This window comes from Aeromonas sp. R9-2, assembly GCF_040908025.1.
In the GTDB taxonomy this organism is placed as follows: Bacteria; Pseudomonadota; Gammaproteobacteria; order Enterobacterales; family Aeromonadaceae; genus Aeromonas; species Aeromonas veronii.
The window spans coordinates 58,516-72,167 of sequence record NZ_JBFOCX010000008.1; the positions used below are offsets into that span (position 1 = coordinate 58,516).

The window sequence follows — 13,652 nt, forward strand, 5'->3', positions numbered from 1 at the left end:
CACTAACGGAGGCCGACAGGCCCCCGCCCATATCCTGCCCGTCGGCCACGCTGCCGATGGGCAGGATGCACTGACCCGGACGGGTTAGCCCCTCTCTTTTACATGCTTGCCAAGCACCCAAAAACGTCCAACAACAACCAAGATAAGGAAATCACCATGCCAAGAACCACCAAGCTTGCCACCCTGCTCGGACTGCTGCTGTCGGCCCATGTCGTGGCCGATGAGCGCGAACAAGCCTATTTCAAACAAACCTATCAGGAGCACTACGAGCAGATGACGGCGCGTCTCGCCGCGCTGCATCAGAGTGCGGCTGACGAGCAGAACGTGATCATCAAGGATGGCAAGCGCCACCTTGCCATCAACGGCCTGCTCTACCCGCTGACAGCGGATAACCACATCCTGTTCGATCTGCCCAAACCCCACTTTTTCGACGAAACAGCCATTCGTAACGTCTTTGATTTCTTCGATGAGGAGTGGGAGCTGACCTGGTACGACGGTGGGGTCGTAGCGGTCAACAAACGCTTTGGCAACTATGACTACGGCAACGGCTGTCTGCTGGAGTACTTCCCCCACGGCCAGATCCAGAATGGCGAACGCACCCGGGTGGTGATGGAGACCAGCTCCTGCAGCGTCAACTCGTTTGCCACCTCGCTGCAATATCTGGACAAAGGCGAGGAGCTGACGGCCGACCAGCTGGGGCTGGACGCCAGCCTGATCACGGCGGTCGAGCGCTATCAGGATCGGCTCTATGTCAGCCAGAACGGCAATCCGGGCCATGTGGCCATTATCGATATCCCGAGCCGCCAGCAGATTGGCGAGATCCGCGGCACCGAAACCGGCAGTGCCACGGCCTACAATCAGGTCAGCGAACTGTTTGTCCGCAACAACCTGCTCTACGTGGTCTCGCGCTACTCGCACCGGGTCGATATCTTCGATCTGGCCGACGAGCATCGCCATGTCACCACCCTGGGAACCGGTCGGGATTCCGGCAGCAACAGCCTGCACCGCGCCCAGGCCGTCTTTGCCAATCAGGATTACGTGCTGGTGGCCGATGCGCTGAGCGAGATCAAGGTCTACCGCCAGCAGGATGTGACGCCGGAGAACAGCCTCAAGACCCCCATCGCCGGTCGGCTCGCCTTTGAAGGAAAATACAGCCACCGTCTGGTGCAACTCCATCAGGTGGGTGACTATCTCCTGGCCCACACCGCTGGCAAAAACTACTACATCTATGACCTGCGCAAACTGGCTGATGCCATCGCCAGCAACATCCCGCTGGCGCCTGAGCAGGTGATCGCCGACAGCAATCTGCAAAAAATCGACATGGATGGCGATCGGCTGGTGGTGAACTTCAAGGACCGCATCGAGTGGCATGATGCCGATACCCTGATCGCCAACGACTTTCAGTTCAAGAACCCGACCTTTACTGTCCGGGAGATCAACCAGCAGCCCGTGGCGGCGCTGAAAGATCTTCAGCTGGCGGGCTCGGCGCTTGTCACCGCCAACGAGCGCGGCCTGGGTTTCAACCAGCTGCTGAGCAAGGAGATCAGCTTCACGGCCGACGAGCAGTTGCCGGCTCGCCCGCTGATCTTCGATCAGCTGATGCCGGCCGCAGTCAGCTACATACTGCGCAATGACGAACCCTACGAGGTACTGATCGATCGCGCCCAGCGTTCGGTCAACATCAATTCGCTGGTCAAGACCGAGCTGCTTGATAACGACACGGTGCGCATCACCAACTATGCCGCCAGAGAGCTGCATGACATCAATATCGAGTCACGCCTGAACGGTATCAACAAGTGGCTGATCCTGGGCCAGCTCGATCGCCTGCCCGCCTATGCCCAAATCACCCTGCCACTGAGCGCCTTTGGCGAGCAGGGACGCTTCAACAGCGCCAGCCGCGATGGCGTGTTTGATCTCAACAACCTGCTCGACAACAGCATCAATCTGCCTGCCCAGTTCGAGCACAGGTTCAGCTCCAACTCGGATCCGTTTGCCCAGAAGCTGGCACGCCTCAAGCCAAGCTGGAACGTGCGCTTCGCCACCAACACCAGCGGCTCCTGGCGCCCCATCAATGCCCTCTACGCCCGCGAGTGGCTGATCATCGCCACCAACCTGGCCTACATGGTCTCGACCGAGGAGTTCAAACACGTCTGGTACAACTTCAAGGCGGTGAACGGCTACGAGATGTTCGGCAATGGCGGCAACAGCTATGTGCCGAACGGGATCTTTACGGCGGCCGATTATGACTACTACTACCACAGCCTGATGAAGCGCCCCAACCTCAACCTGGGGATCACTGCCATGGGTGGTGGTCTGGGGGGAGGCGGTATCACCGGGGTCGATACCTTTAACTTTGTCAGCCACTACTACGGCAGCTGGGGCATCATTGCCCACGAATTTGGCCACGGCTTTGATGGCAAGTCCTACAGTCATGACAGTGCGTTTGCCCGTGGCAGCCACGGTTGGCACCCGCTGATGACGGGCATGGCCAACTACCATATCCGCAAGGGCGACCTGCCCTATCTGGATGATGATCTCAACGGTTTCCACAAGCCGGAAAACGACATCTATCGCTACAACTCGGTCAGCCAGGGGGCTCGCAAGCACCGCGCTGACAGCCACATGTACTATACCGACCACTACTTCATGCAATTCTCCACCATGCCGCAAAGCTGGGTAGCCAACGGCAGCGACTTCAGTGCCGGGCAGCTGGCAGCCCTGAACAATCAGGAGCGACTGCTGATGGGCTGGATCCCCAAGGAGTCGGAGAAAGGCAATCTCTGCCGGTTCACCTTCCAGGATGGCGAGCAGTACTACGGCTACGTCGAACAGCAGGCTGATGGTCTGCTCTGTGATGCCGGATCCCTGATCCGTTATCGTCAGCCCGATGGCCAGTTTGTGCCGCTGGTCTCGGCCATCAACCAGTTTGACTGGCTGTCACTCCACCACAAGGGCAAGCTGGATCAGCCAGTGCTGCACCAGAATGGTCGCCAGCTCTGCTACAAGAATGTGGCGGGCTTTTACGGTATCGGCTTCGTCAATGACAACAAACAGTGCACCCAGTTGCCCAACGTCTATCAGACCAATGGCAAGCACTGGCTGACCAGCTCCGGCTGGACCGGTCTGACCTACCTGAGCGGAGACTTCATTCTGCCCACGACCGGTAGCAGCAGTGACTTCACCGTCACCGATCTGGCGGCCGAATATCTCATCGTCAACGGCGCGATCGACTTCAGCCTGACGCTGACCACCGCCAACCCGGTGACCGTCACCGCGACCCTGTTGCAGGATGGCAATCCGGTCGCCACCGGCAGCGCCCTGATCGATGGTCAGGGTTCCCTGCAGCTGGCACAGTCGGGCCTAGCGGCCGGCAGTTACGAGCTGCTGCTGGCGGGCATGGCTGAGGGGAGCAAGCAGGGCTTCGAGCGCCGCTTCACCCTGGCATTGGTGGAACAGGCTCCGGGTGGTGACAGTGACGGTGGTAACGGCAGCTACCCAGCCTATGTTGCGGGCACCGCTTATCAGAGTGGCGAACGGGTCAGCAATGCCGGTGGCGACTACGAGTGCAAACCCTGGCCCTACAGTGGGTGGTGTGGCGGCTCGACCAGCCACTATGCACCGGGTACCGGCAGCAACTGGAGCGATGCCTGGATCAAGCTGTAATCATCCGCTCGTGACCAAAAGAGAGCCATAACGACAGAGGGGGAGCCATCGGCTCCCCCTCTCGTTTATCTCTTCAACCCGGCTTAACGGGCATCTTCCTTCAGCCACTGCGCTACGCGCTTGGCGAAGTAGGTAAGGATGCCGTCGGCCCCGGCCCGCTTGAAGCAGAGCAGAGACTCCATGATGGTCTCCTTCTCTTTCAGCCAACCGTTCTGGATCGCCGCCATGTGCATGGCGTACTCGCCGCTGACCTGATAGGCGAAAGTCGGCACGCCGAACTGATCCTTCACCTGACGAACCACGTCCAGATAGGGCATACCCGGCTTGACCATCACGCTGTCGGCCCCTTCCTGAATATCCAGCGCCACTTCGTGCAGGGCTTCGTTACTGTTGGCCGGATCCATCTGATAGGTGGCCTTGTTGCTCTTGCCGAGGTTGCCGGCAGAGCCGACCGCATCGCGGAACGGGCCGTAGTAGCAGGAGGCGTACTTGGCGGAGTAGGCCATGATCTGGGTGTTGATGAAGCCGTTCTCTTCCAGCGCGGCGCGGATGGCGCCAATGCGGCCATCCATCATGTCGGACGGCGCGACTATATCGACCCCGGCCTCGGCATGGGAGAGCGCCTGCTTAATCAGGATCTCGGTGGTGATGTCGTTCAGCACATAGCCTTCGTCATCGATGATGCCATCCTGACCGTGGGTGGTGAACGGATCGAGCGCCACGTCGGTGATCACCCCCAGCTCCGGGAAGCGGGCCTTGAGGGCACGCACGGTGCGCTGGGCCAGCCCGTTCGGGTTGTAGGCCTCTTCCGCCATCAGGCTCTTGCTCTCCAGCGGGGTCACCGGGAACAGGGCAATGGCGGGCACGCCCAGCTCTACCAGCTCGGCAGCTTCCTCCAGCAGCAGATCGATGGAGAGACGCTCCACCCCCGGCATGGAGGGAACGGCTTCCCGACGGTTCTCCCCTTCCAGCACAAACACCGGATAGATGAGATCGTTGACGGTCAGTACGTTCTCGCGCACCAGACGACGGCTGAAATCATGTTTGCGCAGACGGCGCAGGCGGCGGCCCGGAAAGGCGCCCGGAAGAGTTGTAGCCATGAATCACTCCTGGAGAGGAAGTTGGAAGAACGCGGCGGAGGTGGCCCGGGTGTGGGCCAGCAAGGCCTCGGGCGCTTCACCACGACAGGCCGCCACCACCTGGGCGATGTGCGGCAAAAATGCAGGTTCGTTGCGCTTCGGACGCGGTTTCAGATCCCGCGGCACCAGATAGGGGGCATCGGTCTCGATCATCAGCCGACCGGCCGGAATACGCGCTACCTGTTCGCGCAGCAGCTGACCACGGCGTTCGTCGCAGAGCCAGCCGGTCACCCCGATATGCAGCCCCAGCGCCAGACACTCGTCCAGCTCCTCGTCGGAACCGGTGAAGCAGTGCAGCACGGCTCCCGGTAGTTTCGGCAACCAGGGACGGAGGATCTCGATAAAACGGGCGTGCGCATCGCGGCAGTGGAGAAACACCGGCATCCGGAGCTCAGCAGCCAGTGCCAGCTGGGCGTCGAATACCGCATCCTGCACCGGGCGGGGGGAGAAGTCGCGGTTGTAGTCGAGACCGCACTCGCCAATAGCCACCACCTGCGGCAAGGCTGCCAGCTCGCGCAAGGCGGGCAGGGTCGCCGCATCGACACTCTTGGCATCGTGAGGGTGTACCCCGGCGGTGGAGAAGCAGTAGCCCGGCCAGCGGGCGGCCAACTCTGCGCTCTCGCGGCTGCCAGCCAGATCGGTACCGGTGAGGATCAGCGCTTCCACTCCGGCGGCACGGGCGCGGGCCACCAGCTCAGGCTGTTCACCGACGAACTGGCTGCTGGTCAGGTTTAAACCGATATCGATCATGGGATGAGACGTTCCGAACAAAAGGAATACATATCAGGTATTTGAAAACCATCTACCGAATGGGGTCTTACCATACGCCTCGAACGGGAGCATGAAAAGAGGAAGGGAGCCTCAGCTCCCCTCGTTCTGCTATTCCTGCGGACTTCGTCATCCTCTTCGCCGTCCGGCAAACAGGTGACGAACAGAGCCTCAGCTCTCCACATCCGGTTGTTCCTGTTGCTCTTCATCCTCTTTCTTCACGTAGAAGCGGGCGAAGAACAGACCTATCTCCCACAGCGCCCACATCGGGATGGCGAGCAGGGTCTGGGAGAAGACATCAGGCGGCGTCAGCAGCATGCCGACCACAAACACCCCGACGATGACGTAGGGACGTTTCTCCTTCAGGTTTTGCGGTGTGGTCACGCCGGTCCAGCAGAGCAGTATGGTGGCCACCGGAATTTCGAACGCCACCCCGAACGCGAAGAACAGGGTCAGTACAAAGTCCAGATAGCTGGCGATATCGGTAGCCACCGTCACCCCTGCGGGTGCTGTGCTGGTGAAGAAACCGAACACCAGCGGGAACACCACGTAGTAGGCGAACGCCATCCCCGCATAGAACAGCAGGGCACTGGAGACCACCAGCGGCATGATCAGGCGCCGTTCGTGCTGGTACAGACCGGGGGCGATAAAAGCCCAGGCCTGATAGAGCAGATAGGGGATCGCCACGAAGAAGGAGACCACCAGCGTCAGCTTGATCGGCGTCAGGAAGGGGGTCGCCACATCCGTCGCGATCATGCTGGTCCCTTCCGGCAGCTGGCTGAGCAGCGGCTGAGCCACGAAGTCGTAGATGTTGTTGGAGAAGTAGATCAGCGCCAGAAACACCACGAGGATGGCGGTAATGGAGCGCAGCAAGCGGGTTCTCAGCTCAACCAGATGGCTGATAAGGGGTTGTTCGGCCTGACTCATGGCTTCACCTCCCCTTTTACTGCGGAATCGCTGACCGGCACCGGCTCACTCTCCCGCTGGCTGTTGACCGGCGGCACGTCGTGGCTCAGCTGCACCGCAGGCTCCACCGGCGTGGCAGGCTCAGCCTGGGCGACCGGCTCGGGGCGCGGCGGACGGATCTCGTTCTCCACCTGATAGGGGCGATTGACCGACTGGGCCGCCGCTTTGAGCTGTTCGATGGACTCCTGCAGCTCGGGGCTCAGGTTGCTCATCTGCAACTGTTCGGCCTTCTTGAGGTCGTTATGCAGCTCTTGCAACTTGAGCTCCTGCTCCAGCTCGGACTTGACCGAGTTCGCGGTCGAACGAATGAGGCGGATCCAGTGGGTAGCCGTGCGGATGGCAACCGGCAGCCGCTCGGGCCCCAGTACCACCAGTGCTACCACACCGATAACGACCAGCTCCCAAAAACCGATATCGAACATGGCTTAGGCCTGGTCTTTGTCTTTCTGTTTGGCGGTCTCACTGCTCTGAGTGGCCGCTTCGTTCAGCTGTTTCGGGGGAAACTCGGCATCTTTCTGCTCGGCCTTGGCATCAGCCGGCTCGTCGGAGAGGGCTTTCTTGAACCCTTTGACCGCCGCGCCCAGATCACCGCCAATGCCGCGCAGTTTCTTGGTACCGAACAGCAGCACGACGATGACTGCAATGATCAACAATTGCCAAATACTGATACCACCCATGATTTTCTCTCCAGAACAGGCGCCTGACGGCGCGGTTGTTGATTAATGGGAACGGGTTCGCAACCAGCCGACCAGCCAGCAGAGGGCTGCACCGGCGAGACTGGCTTGTCCCCACTCAATGTGTTGTTTTTGGGTCAGCAAGAATACACCCGCCAATAGCAGGCTGGCTCCAACCCCTAAGAGGTAGCGGGCCTGCCCCTGCCGACGGCTGTGACGGCGGAACTCGGCAAACATCTGGTCGAAATGACGCTGCTGATGACGGGTCTGGCGCAGAGTCTCATAGACCAGCTCCGGCAGCTCAGGCAGCTTCTCGGCCCAGAATGGCGCCTTCTCCTTGATGGCGTTCAATACCGACTTGGGCCCGACCTGTTCGTGCATCCAGTTCTCGAGGAACGGCTTGGCGGTCTGCCACAAATCGAGCTGCGGGTAGAGCTGACGCCCCAACCCTTCCACATAGAGCAGGGTCTTTTGCAGCAGCACCAGCTGCGGCTGCACCGTCATATGGAAGCGGCGGGCAGTGTTGAACAGATTGAGCAGCACGTGACCGAACGAAATTTCAGAGAGCGGCTTCTCGAAGATGGGCTCCAGCACGGTGCGGATGGCGAACTCGAACTCGTCCACCTTGGTATCTGCCGGCACCCAGCCCGACTCCACGTGCAGCTCCGCCACGCGGCGATAGTCACGGTTGAAGAAGGCGAGGAAGTTCTCCGCCAGATAGCGTTTGTCTTCCCGGTTGAGGGTACCGACGATGCCGCAGTCGATGCCGATCCAGAGCGGGTTTTCCGGATGTTCGTAAGAGACGAAGATGTTGCCCGGGTGCATATCGGCGTGGAAGAAGCTGTCGCGGAACACCTGGGTGAAGAAGACCTCCACCCCGCGCTCGGCCAGCAGCTTCATATTGGTGCCGTTGGCTTCCAGCGCTGGAATGTCGGAGACCGGAATACCGTAGATGCGCTCCATCACCAGCACCTGCTCGCGGCAGAGATCGGTGATGATTTCAGGCACATAGAGCGCCTCGGAGCCGGTGAAGTTGCGGCGCAGCTGGATGGCATTGGCCGCTTCACGCATCAGATTGAGCTCGTCGAGGATAGTCTTGCGATACTCCTCCACCACCTCGATGGGGCGCAGTCGCGCGCTCTGGGGCACGAAGCGGGCCACCAGACGGGCCAGCGCCTGCATCAACCGCAGGTCAGCCTCGATAACCGGCTCGATGTCGGGACGGATCACCTTGATGACGATCTCGCGGCCACTCTCCTTCAGCCGGGCGGTATGCACCTGCGCGATGGAAGCCGACGCCAGCGGCGTCTCGTCGAAGTCGTCAAACAGGGTTTCGATGGGACAACCCAGGCTCAGCTCGATCTGCTGGCGCGCCGCCTGACCACAGAAGGGGGGCACTCTGTCCTGCAACAGGGCCAGCTCTTCGGCGATATCCGGCGGCAGCAGGTCGCGGCGGGTCGAGAGCATCTGGCCAAACTTGATGAAGATGGGGCCAAGGGCCTCGAAGGCGAGGCGGATGCGGGCACCGCGGCTGAGATCCGGTTGTTTGTTCTTGAGCCAGAACAGGGAGCGACGGGCCAGACGACCCGGCCAGGGTTGATAGCGGGCGGGCACCAGCTCGTCGATGCCCTGCTCCAGCAGGATGGTGATGATGCGATAGAGGCGTTTGAACTCCTTCGGGGTCATCAGGTCACCTGCTGTTCGAAGCGGGCCAGCCGCAGTTCGACGGCCTTGAGCTGCTGGGCCAGCACCTCGACGTCATCGTTGAAACTCGCCACTTCCAGCGGGCCGGGGGCGAGGCGGGCCTCTTCGGTCAGATATTCCGCCAGCTGGCTGCGGGTGCGGCACAGCTCGCGGCCGACCAGACGACGCGCCTGACGGGCACCGCTGAACAGGGTGTGGGCAACGACATCGCCGGTATAGCGCGACAGCTCCTCTTCCCAGTCGATATCCAGCTCGCCCAGCAGCACGCTGAATGCCTGTACCAGCTGGGGATCACCGCTCAGATCCAGCTTCTCCTCGCGGATATAGCGGGTCAGGGCGGACGGGTCTTTCAGCAGACCGAGGGCGGTCAGGGAGAGACTGAGCACCGCATCCGCCTCCCCTTCATGCTGGGCCAGCACATCCAGCCGACGCTCGGAGAAGACAAACCAGAGCGGCTTGAGTTCACGCAGCTCCAGCTTGAGCACCTTGCCCACCAGTTTGCGCAGCCGCTCCGGGCTCTGTTTGTCCAGCGCCAGCAACTGGTTGAGGCTGGTTTCGATCACCGCGGTGACCATGGCATCCATCGGCATAGGCAACCTTAAAACTTGTAACCGCGGTGCAGGGCGACCACCCCCTGAGTCAGGTTGAAGTACTCCACCTGCTCGAACCCGACATTTTCCATCATGCCTGCCAGAGTCTGCTGATCCGGGTGCATGCGGATGGACTCTGCCAGATATTTGTAGCTTTCACTGTCGTTCGCGACGATTTCGCCCATTTTCGGCAGCAGTTTGAAGGAGTAGAGGTCATAGAGCTTGGCGATCACTTCACTGACCGGCTTGGAGAACTCCAGCACCAGCAGACGGCCACCCGGCTTGAGCACCCGGAACATGGAGGCGAGCGCCTTGTCCTTGTCGGTGACGTTGCGCAGGCCGAAGCCAATGGTGATGACGTCGAAGTGGTTATCCGGGAAGGGGAGCGCCTCGGCATTGGCCTGCACGTAGGAGACGTTGTTGGCGACCCCCAGATTGCGTAGCTTGTCGCGCCCCACTTTCAGCATGGAGTCGTTGATATCCGCCAGCACCACCTGACCGGTCTCGCCGACGATGCGGGAAAACTTGGCGGTCAAGTCACCGGTACCACCGGCCAGATCCAGCACCTTCTGGCCCTTGCGCACACCGGAACAGTCGATGGTGAAGCGCTTCCACAGGCGGTGGATGCCGAACGACATCAGATCGTTCATCAGATCATACTTGGCTGCCACCGAATGGAAGACACCTGCTACCAGAGTTTCCTTCTCGGTCGCGGCCACGGTTTTAAAGCCAAAATGCGTTGTCGTTGCTTGTTCTGACATCCCTTAAACACCCATAGAGCAAAGAATGGCCGCCAGTTTACCAGAGCCACTGGCGTCCGGACACCTTAAACCCGGCTCGCAACCAACTGCATGCCCAGCACCACCATGGCCAGACAGAGGAAGAGATTGAGACCGATATTGAGCAGCGCTTTCAGATAGGCCCCATGTTGAGCCAGCACTACCGTATCGAGGGCAAAGGAAGAGAAAGTAGTCAGGGCTCCGAGGATCCCCACCATCAGCAGCGGCTTCATCGGGTGTTCTACCACATGACCATGACTGATGAGGGCGAACGCCCCCCCCATGATGAAAGAGCCCACCACGTTGACCACCAGAGTCCCGTAAGGAAAGTGGCGCCCCAGCAGCAAGGCCATCAGTTCGGCAATCCCAAAACGAAGGCAGGCGCCGATGGCGCCCCCTGCAGCAACATAGAACCAGGTTTGCATGGTGTCACTCCCTCAGGGTCAGGCCGCCATTATGTCGCAATGGCGGCCCTTGTGCCCAGAGGCGGAACTAATCGTCATCCAGCCTGATTGAAATCTCAGCGGCGAAAATCGATGGGCTCGGGCTGACCCAGCACGATTTCGGTCTGGGCCGGGCGGGTCTGGGCAATCACCTTGCCGTGGCGGATCGAGTAACGCACCGGCACCTGACGGCGCACCGCATCGAAGCCGTTCTCGGCAGGCAGGATCAACAGGTTGGCCGGTTTGCCCACCTCGATACCATAGCGATCCTGCACATTCAGGGTGCGGGCGCTGTGGCTGCTGATCAGCTTCAGACCGTCGTTGATCTGCTCGTAACCCATGATCTGGCAGACATGCAGCCCCATGTGCAGCACCTGCAACATGTTGGCAGTGCCCATGGGGTACCAGGGATCGAACACGTCGTCGTGACCGAAGCAGACATTGATGTTCGCCTCCAGCATCTCCTTCACCCGGGTAATACCGCGACGTTTGGGATAGGTATCGAACCGTCCCTGCAGGTGAATGTTCACCAGCGGATTGGCCACAAAGCTGATGTCCGCCATCTTCAGCAGCCGGAACAGGCGGGAAGCATAGGCGCCGTTGTAGGAGTGCATGGCGGTGGTGTGGCTGGCGGTGACTCTATGACCGATACCCCGCTCGTAGGCGAGAGTTGCCAGCGTCTCGATGAAACGAGACTGCTCGTCATCGATCTCGTCGCAGTGCACATCGACCAGAACCTGATACTTCTCGGCAAGATCGAAGATGTAGTGCAGACTTTCGACCCCATATTCCCGGGTAAACTCGAAATGGGGAATAGCACCGATCACATCGGCCCCCAGCTTGAGCGCCTCCTCCAGCAGTGCCTTGCCGTTGGGGTAGGAGAGAATTCCCTCCTGCGGGAAGGCGACGATCTGCAGCTCCACCCACTCCTTCATCTCTTCCCGCACTTCCAGCATCGCCTTGAGCGCAACCAGATTGGGATCGGAGACATCGACGTGAGTACGGACAAACTGGATGCCGTTGGCGATCTGCCACTTCAGCGTCTGGATGGCGCGCTGTTTCACATCCTCATGGGTCAACAGTGCCTTGCGCTCGGCCCAGCGCTCGATCCCCTCGAACAGGGTGCCGGAGAGGTTCCAGCTCGGCTCGCCCGCCGTCTGGGTGGTATCGAGGTGAATGTGGGGTTCGATAAAGGGGGCAATCGCCAGACCACCCTCCCCGTCCAGCACCCGACCGGCGACGGCATGTTCGTCATGGGGTTCGATGGCGGTGATGACCCCATCCTGACAGCGGATCTGCCAAAACCCTTCCCGATCGGCCAAACGAATATGTTGAATCAGCATTTGTTAGCTTCCTGTACCAGAACCGGCCGCTGGGTGAGGCGAACCAGAATGAAATAGGTGAAGGCGGCGCCCAATACCGCGTTGAGTGGCACTATGCCCGGCAGCCACTTGCCGACAGCCACCCCGACTGCCGTGGCGACCAGCGCCTGCCAGCGCACCGTCTCGAACTGCTGATCGGCAAATTGACGGTAACGCTCACGATTGAGCAGGAAATCCATGATGATAATGCCACCGATCGGCGGAATTGCCGTACTCAAAAAGGCCAGCCAGCCGACAAAGTTGTTGTAAAGCCAGAGGGCGCAAGCCGTACCGATGAGGCCGTTGATCACACTGAGGGGCTTGCTCTTGAGACCAGTAATATTGGCAAAACCGAGGCCGGAGGCGTAGAGAGCGTTGTCGTTGGTGGTCCAGATATTGAGGCCCAGCACCAGAATGGCGGGGATCAACAGCCCCTGCATCAGCATCACTTCCGAGATATCGGCCTGCCCCGTTACCGCCGCACCAGCTGCACCGAAGACGAACATTAGCGTGTTGCCCAAAAAAAACGCCACCATGGTAATCATGACGGCACCCCAGGGTTTGCGACCAAATCGGACAAAGTCGGCGGTCAGGGTTCCTGCACTGATAAAGGAACCGACCACCATGGTCAACGCCGTGGTGAACTCGATGGGATTGCTTGGTTGTACCTGCTGCAGTGCAGCCATGCCACCGGTCGAGGTCACCGCCAGCCAGACCGAGTAGCCGCCAAGCAGTGCAATGGCCGGTACGGCCACAAAGCTCAGCACCATCAGGGCGGAGATGCCGAAGTAGACGGTCACCGTCATCAACATGCCCGAAATGGCGATCAGCCAGTTCACATCTATGCCGGTCGCCTTCTGCACCGGTAGGGCAAACATCGCCACACCAACGCCAAACCAGCCGACCTGAGTACCGCCGAGCAGCAGGGATGGCAGCCAGGAACCTTTCACCCCAAAGGAGTAACGAGCCAGCAGATGGGTAGAGAGGCCGGTTGAGGCACCGATATAACCGAGACAAGCGGTGTAGATACCCAGCAACAAGTTGCCGATAAGTACCGCCTTGATGAAGTCATCGAATACCAGCCCGGTACCAAGCGCACCACCGGTCCACATGCTGGCAGAGAAGAAGGTCAGGCCGAGCATCACCAGCATCAGCGACAGCACACCTTTGCGCCCTTTGGCGGGTACCGCCCCCAAACAGTATTCGTTATCCTGCGCCATGCTCTTTCTCCACGTAATAGGCAAAACGCGCCGGATTTTACATGTAAAACGTTTTACGTCAATCAATCATGGTTAAATATCTGGATAAAACCATCAATAGCAGTCAAATGAGTAACACACCGGGACTCAAATCAGCAGATAAACAGTGTCGACTGCAAGCAGAGGGGGTTGCGGGAATAGGTAATGTAAGGGGATATAACAAAAATGACAGATGCAAAAAAGCCTCCCTTTTCAGGGAGGCTTTCTATTTAATGGTGCTGATACCCAGAATCGAACTGGGGACCTCATCCTTACCAAGGATGCGCTCTACCGACTGAGCCATATCAGCACACTAACCGGTAAAGA

Annotated in this window: 12 protein-coding genes and 1 tRNA gene; 1 reads left to right on the plus strand and 12 read right to left on the minus strand. The window is 59.8% G+C overall.

Features of this window, described 5'->3' with window-relative positions:
• The first annotated feature begins 156 nt into the window (after nucleotides 1–156).
• On the plus strand, nucleotides 157–3,663 hold the full coding sequence (locus AB5Y71_RS02680) for a hypothetical protein (RefSeq protein WP_368170926.1): 3,507 nt from the start codon (nucleotides 157–159) through the stop codon (nucleotides 3,661–3,663).
• A gap of 83 nt (nucleotides 3,664–3,746) precedes the next feature.
• On the opposite strand, the gene hemB is transcribed toward AB5Y71_RS02680, so the two are convergent.
• The 12 genes from hemB to AB5Y71_RS02740 form a co-directional block, all read right to left on the minus strand.
• The gene (gene hemB / locus AB5Y71_RS02685) at nucleotides 3,747–4,763 is read right to left on the minus strand and encodes a porphobilinogen synthase (protein ID WP_005357271.1); all 1,017 of its coding nucleotides are present in this window, start codon (nucleotides 4,761–4,763) and stop codon (nucleotides 3,747–3,749) included.
• A 3-nt stretch (nucleotides 4,764–4,766) separates the two neighbouring features.
• On the minus strand, nucleotides 4,767–5,552 hold the full coding sequence (locus tag AB5Y71_RS02690; RefSeq protein ID WP_368170927.1) for a TatD family hydrolase: 786 nt from the start codon (nucleotides 5,550–5,552) through the stop codon (nucleotides 4,767–4,769).
• Between the two features lie 189 nt (nucleotides 5,553–5,741).
• Entirely contained in the window at nucleotides 5,742–6,497 is a 756-nt protein-coding gene (tatC, locus tag AB5Y71_RS02695; RefSeq protein ID WP_040098487.1) for a twin-arginine translocase subunit TatC, read from the minus strand.
• On the minus strand, nucleotides 6,494–6,958 hold the full coding sequence (tatB, locus tag AB5Y71_RS02700; protein WP_005342398.1) for a Sec-independent protein translocase protein TatB: 465 nt from the start codon (nucleotides 6,956–6,958) through the stop codon (nucleotides 6,494–6,496). Before tatB ends, tatC begins: the two co-directional genes overlap by 4 nt.
• 3 nt (nucleotides 6,959–6,961) lie before the next feature.
• Nucleotides 6,962–7,213 carry a Sec-independent protein translocase subunit TatA gene (gene tatA, locus AB5Y71_RS02705; protein ID WP_005339385.1) on the minus strand — a complete coding sequence of 84 codons (252 nt, stop codon included), beginning with the start codon at nucleotides 7,211–7,213 and terminating at the stop codon, nucleotides 6,962–6,964.
• A gap of 42 nt (nucleotides 7,214–7,255) precedes the next feature.
• Complete coding sequence (gene ubiB / locus AB5Y71_RS02710; RefSeq protein WP_005339383.1) at nucleotides 7,256–8,896, minus strand: ubiquinone biosynthesis regulatory protein kinase UbiB; 1,641 nt, start codon at nucleotides 8,894–8,896, stop codon at nucleotides 7,256–7,258.
• On the minus strand, nucleotides 8,896–9,504 hold the full coding sequence (locus AB5Y71_RS02715) for an SCP2 domain-containing protein (RefSeq protein ID WP_021230987.1): 609 nt from the start codon (nucleotides 9,502–9,504) through the stop codon (nucleotides 8,896–8,898). The genes ubiB and AB5Y71_RS02715 overlap by 1 nt, the downstream gene beginning before the upstream one ends.
• Nucleotides 9,505–9,512: 8 nt before the next feature.
• Entirely contained in the window at nucleotides 9,513–10,265 is a 753-nt protein-coding gene (gene ubiE / locus AB5Y71_RS02720) for a bifunctional demethylmenaquinone methyltransferase/2-methoxy-6-polyprenyl-1,4-benzoquinol methylase UbiE (protein WP_005342396.1), read from the minus strand.
• A gap of 65 nt (nucleotides 10,266–10,330) precedes the next feature.
• On the minus strand, nucleotides 10,331–10,708 hold the full coding sequence (gene crcB / locus AB5Y71_RS02725) for a fluoride efflux transporter CrcB (protein WP_204419951.1): 378 nt from the start codon (nucleotides 10,706–10,708) through the stop codon (nucleotides 10,331–10,333).
• A 95-nt stretch (nucleotides 10,709–10,803) separates the two neighbouring features.
• On the minus strand, nucleotides 10,804–12,069 hold the full coding sequence (locus AB5Y71_RS02730) for a cytosine deaminase (protein WP_368170928.1): 1,266 nt from the start codon (nucleotides 12,067–12,069) through the stop codon (nucleotides 10,804–10,806).
• On the minus strand, nucleotides 12,063–13,307 hold the full coding sequence (codB, locus tag AB5Y71_RS02735; RefSeq protein ID WP_005355867.1) for a cytosine permease: 1,245 nt from the start codon (nucleotides 13,305–13,307) through the stop codon (nucleotides 12,063–12,065). The genes AB5Y71_RS02730 and codB overlap by 7 nt, the downstream gene beginning before the upstream one ends.
• A 252-nt stretch (nucleotides 13,308–13,559) precedes the next feature.
• Nucleotides 13,560–13,635, minus strand: a tRNA-Thr gene (locus AB5Y71_RS02740).
• Nucleotides 13,636–13,652 lie beyond the last annotated feature (17 nt).

Excerpts from the sequence above, each read along its gene's own strand:
- AB5Y71_RS02715 (WP_021230987.1), bottom strand. The coding sequence starts at position 9,504 with ATGCCGATGGATGCCATGGTCACCGCGGTGATCGAAACCAGCCTCAAC.
- crcB (WP_204419951.1), bottom strand. The coding sequence starts at position 10,708 with ATGCAAACCTGGTTCTATGTTGCTGCAGGGGGCGCCATCGGCGCCTGC.
- ubiB (WP_005339383.1), bottom strand. The coding sequence starts at position 8,896 with ATGACCCCGAAGGAGTTCAAACGCCTCTATCGCATCATCACCATCCTG.
- hemB (WP_005357271.1), bottom strand. The coding sequence starts at position 4,763 with ATGGCTACAACTCTTCCGGGCGCCTTTCCGGGCCGCCGCCTGCGCCGT.
- codB (WP_005355867.1), bottom strand. The coding sequence starts at position 13,307 with ATGGCGCAGGATAACGAATACTGTTTGGGGGCGGTACCCGCCAAAGGG.
- AB5Y71_RS02730 (WP_368170928.1), bottom strand. The coding sequence starts at position 12,069 with ATGCTGATTCAACATATTCGTTTGGCCGATCGGGAAGGGTTTTGGCAG.
- tatC (WP_040098487.1), bottom strand. The coding sequence starts at position 6,497 with ATGAGTCAGGCCGAACAACCCCTTATCAGCCATCTGGTTGAGCTGAGA.
- AB5Y71_RS02690 (WP_368170927.1), bottom strand. The coding sequence starts at position 5,552 with ATGATCGATATCGGTTTAAACCTGACCAGCAGCCAGTTCGTCGGTGAA.
- tatB (WP_005342398.1), bottom strand. The coding sequence starts at position 6,958 with ATGTTCGATATCGGTTTTTGGGAGCTGGTCGTTATCGGTGTGGTAGCA.
- ubiE (WP_005342396.1), bottom strand. The coding sequence starts at position 10,265 with ATGTCAGAACAAGCAACGACAACGCATTTTGGCTTTAAAACCGTGGCC.
- tatA (WP_005339385.1), bottom strand. The coding sequence starts at position 7,213 with ATGGGTGGTATCAGTATTTGGCAATTGTTGATCATTGCAGTCATCGTC.
- AB5Y71_RS02680 (WP_368170926.1), top strand. The coding sequence starts at position 157 with ATGCCAAGAACCACCAAGCTTGCCACCCTGCTCGGACTGCTGCTGTCG.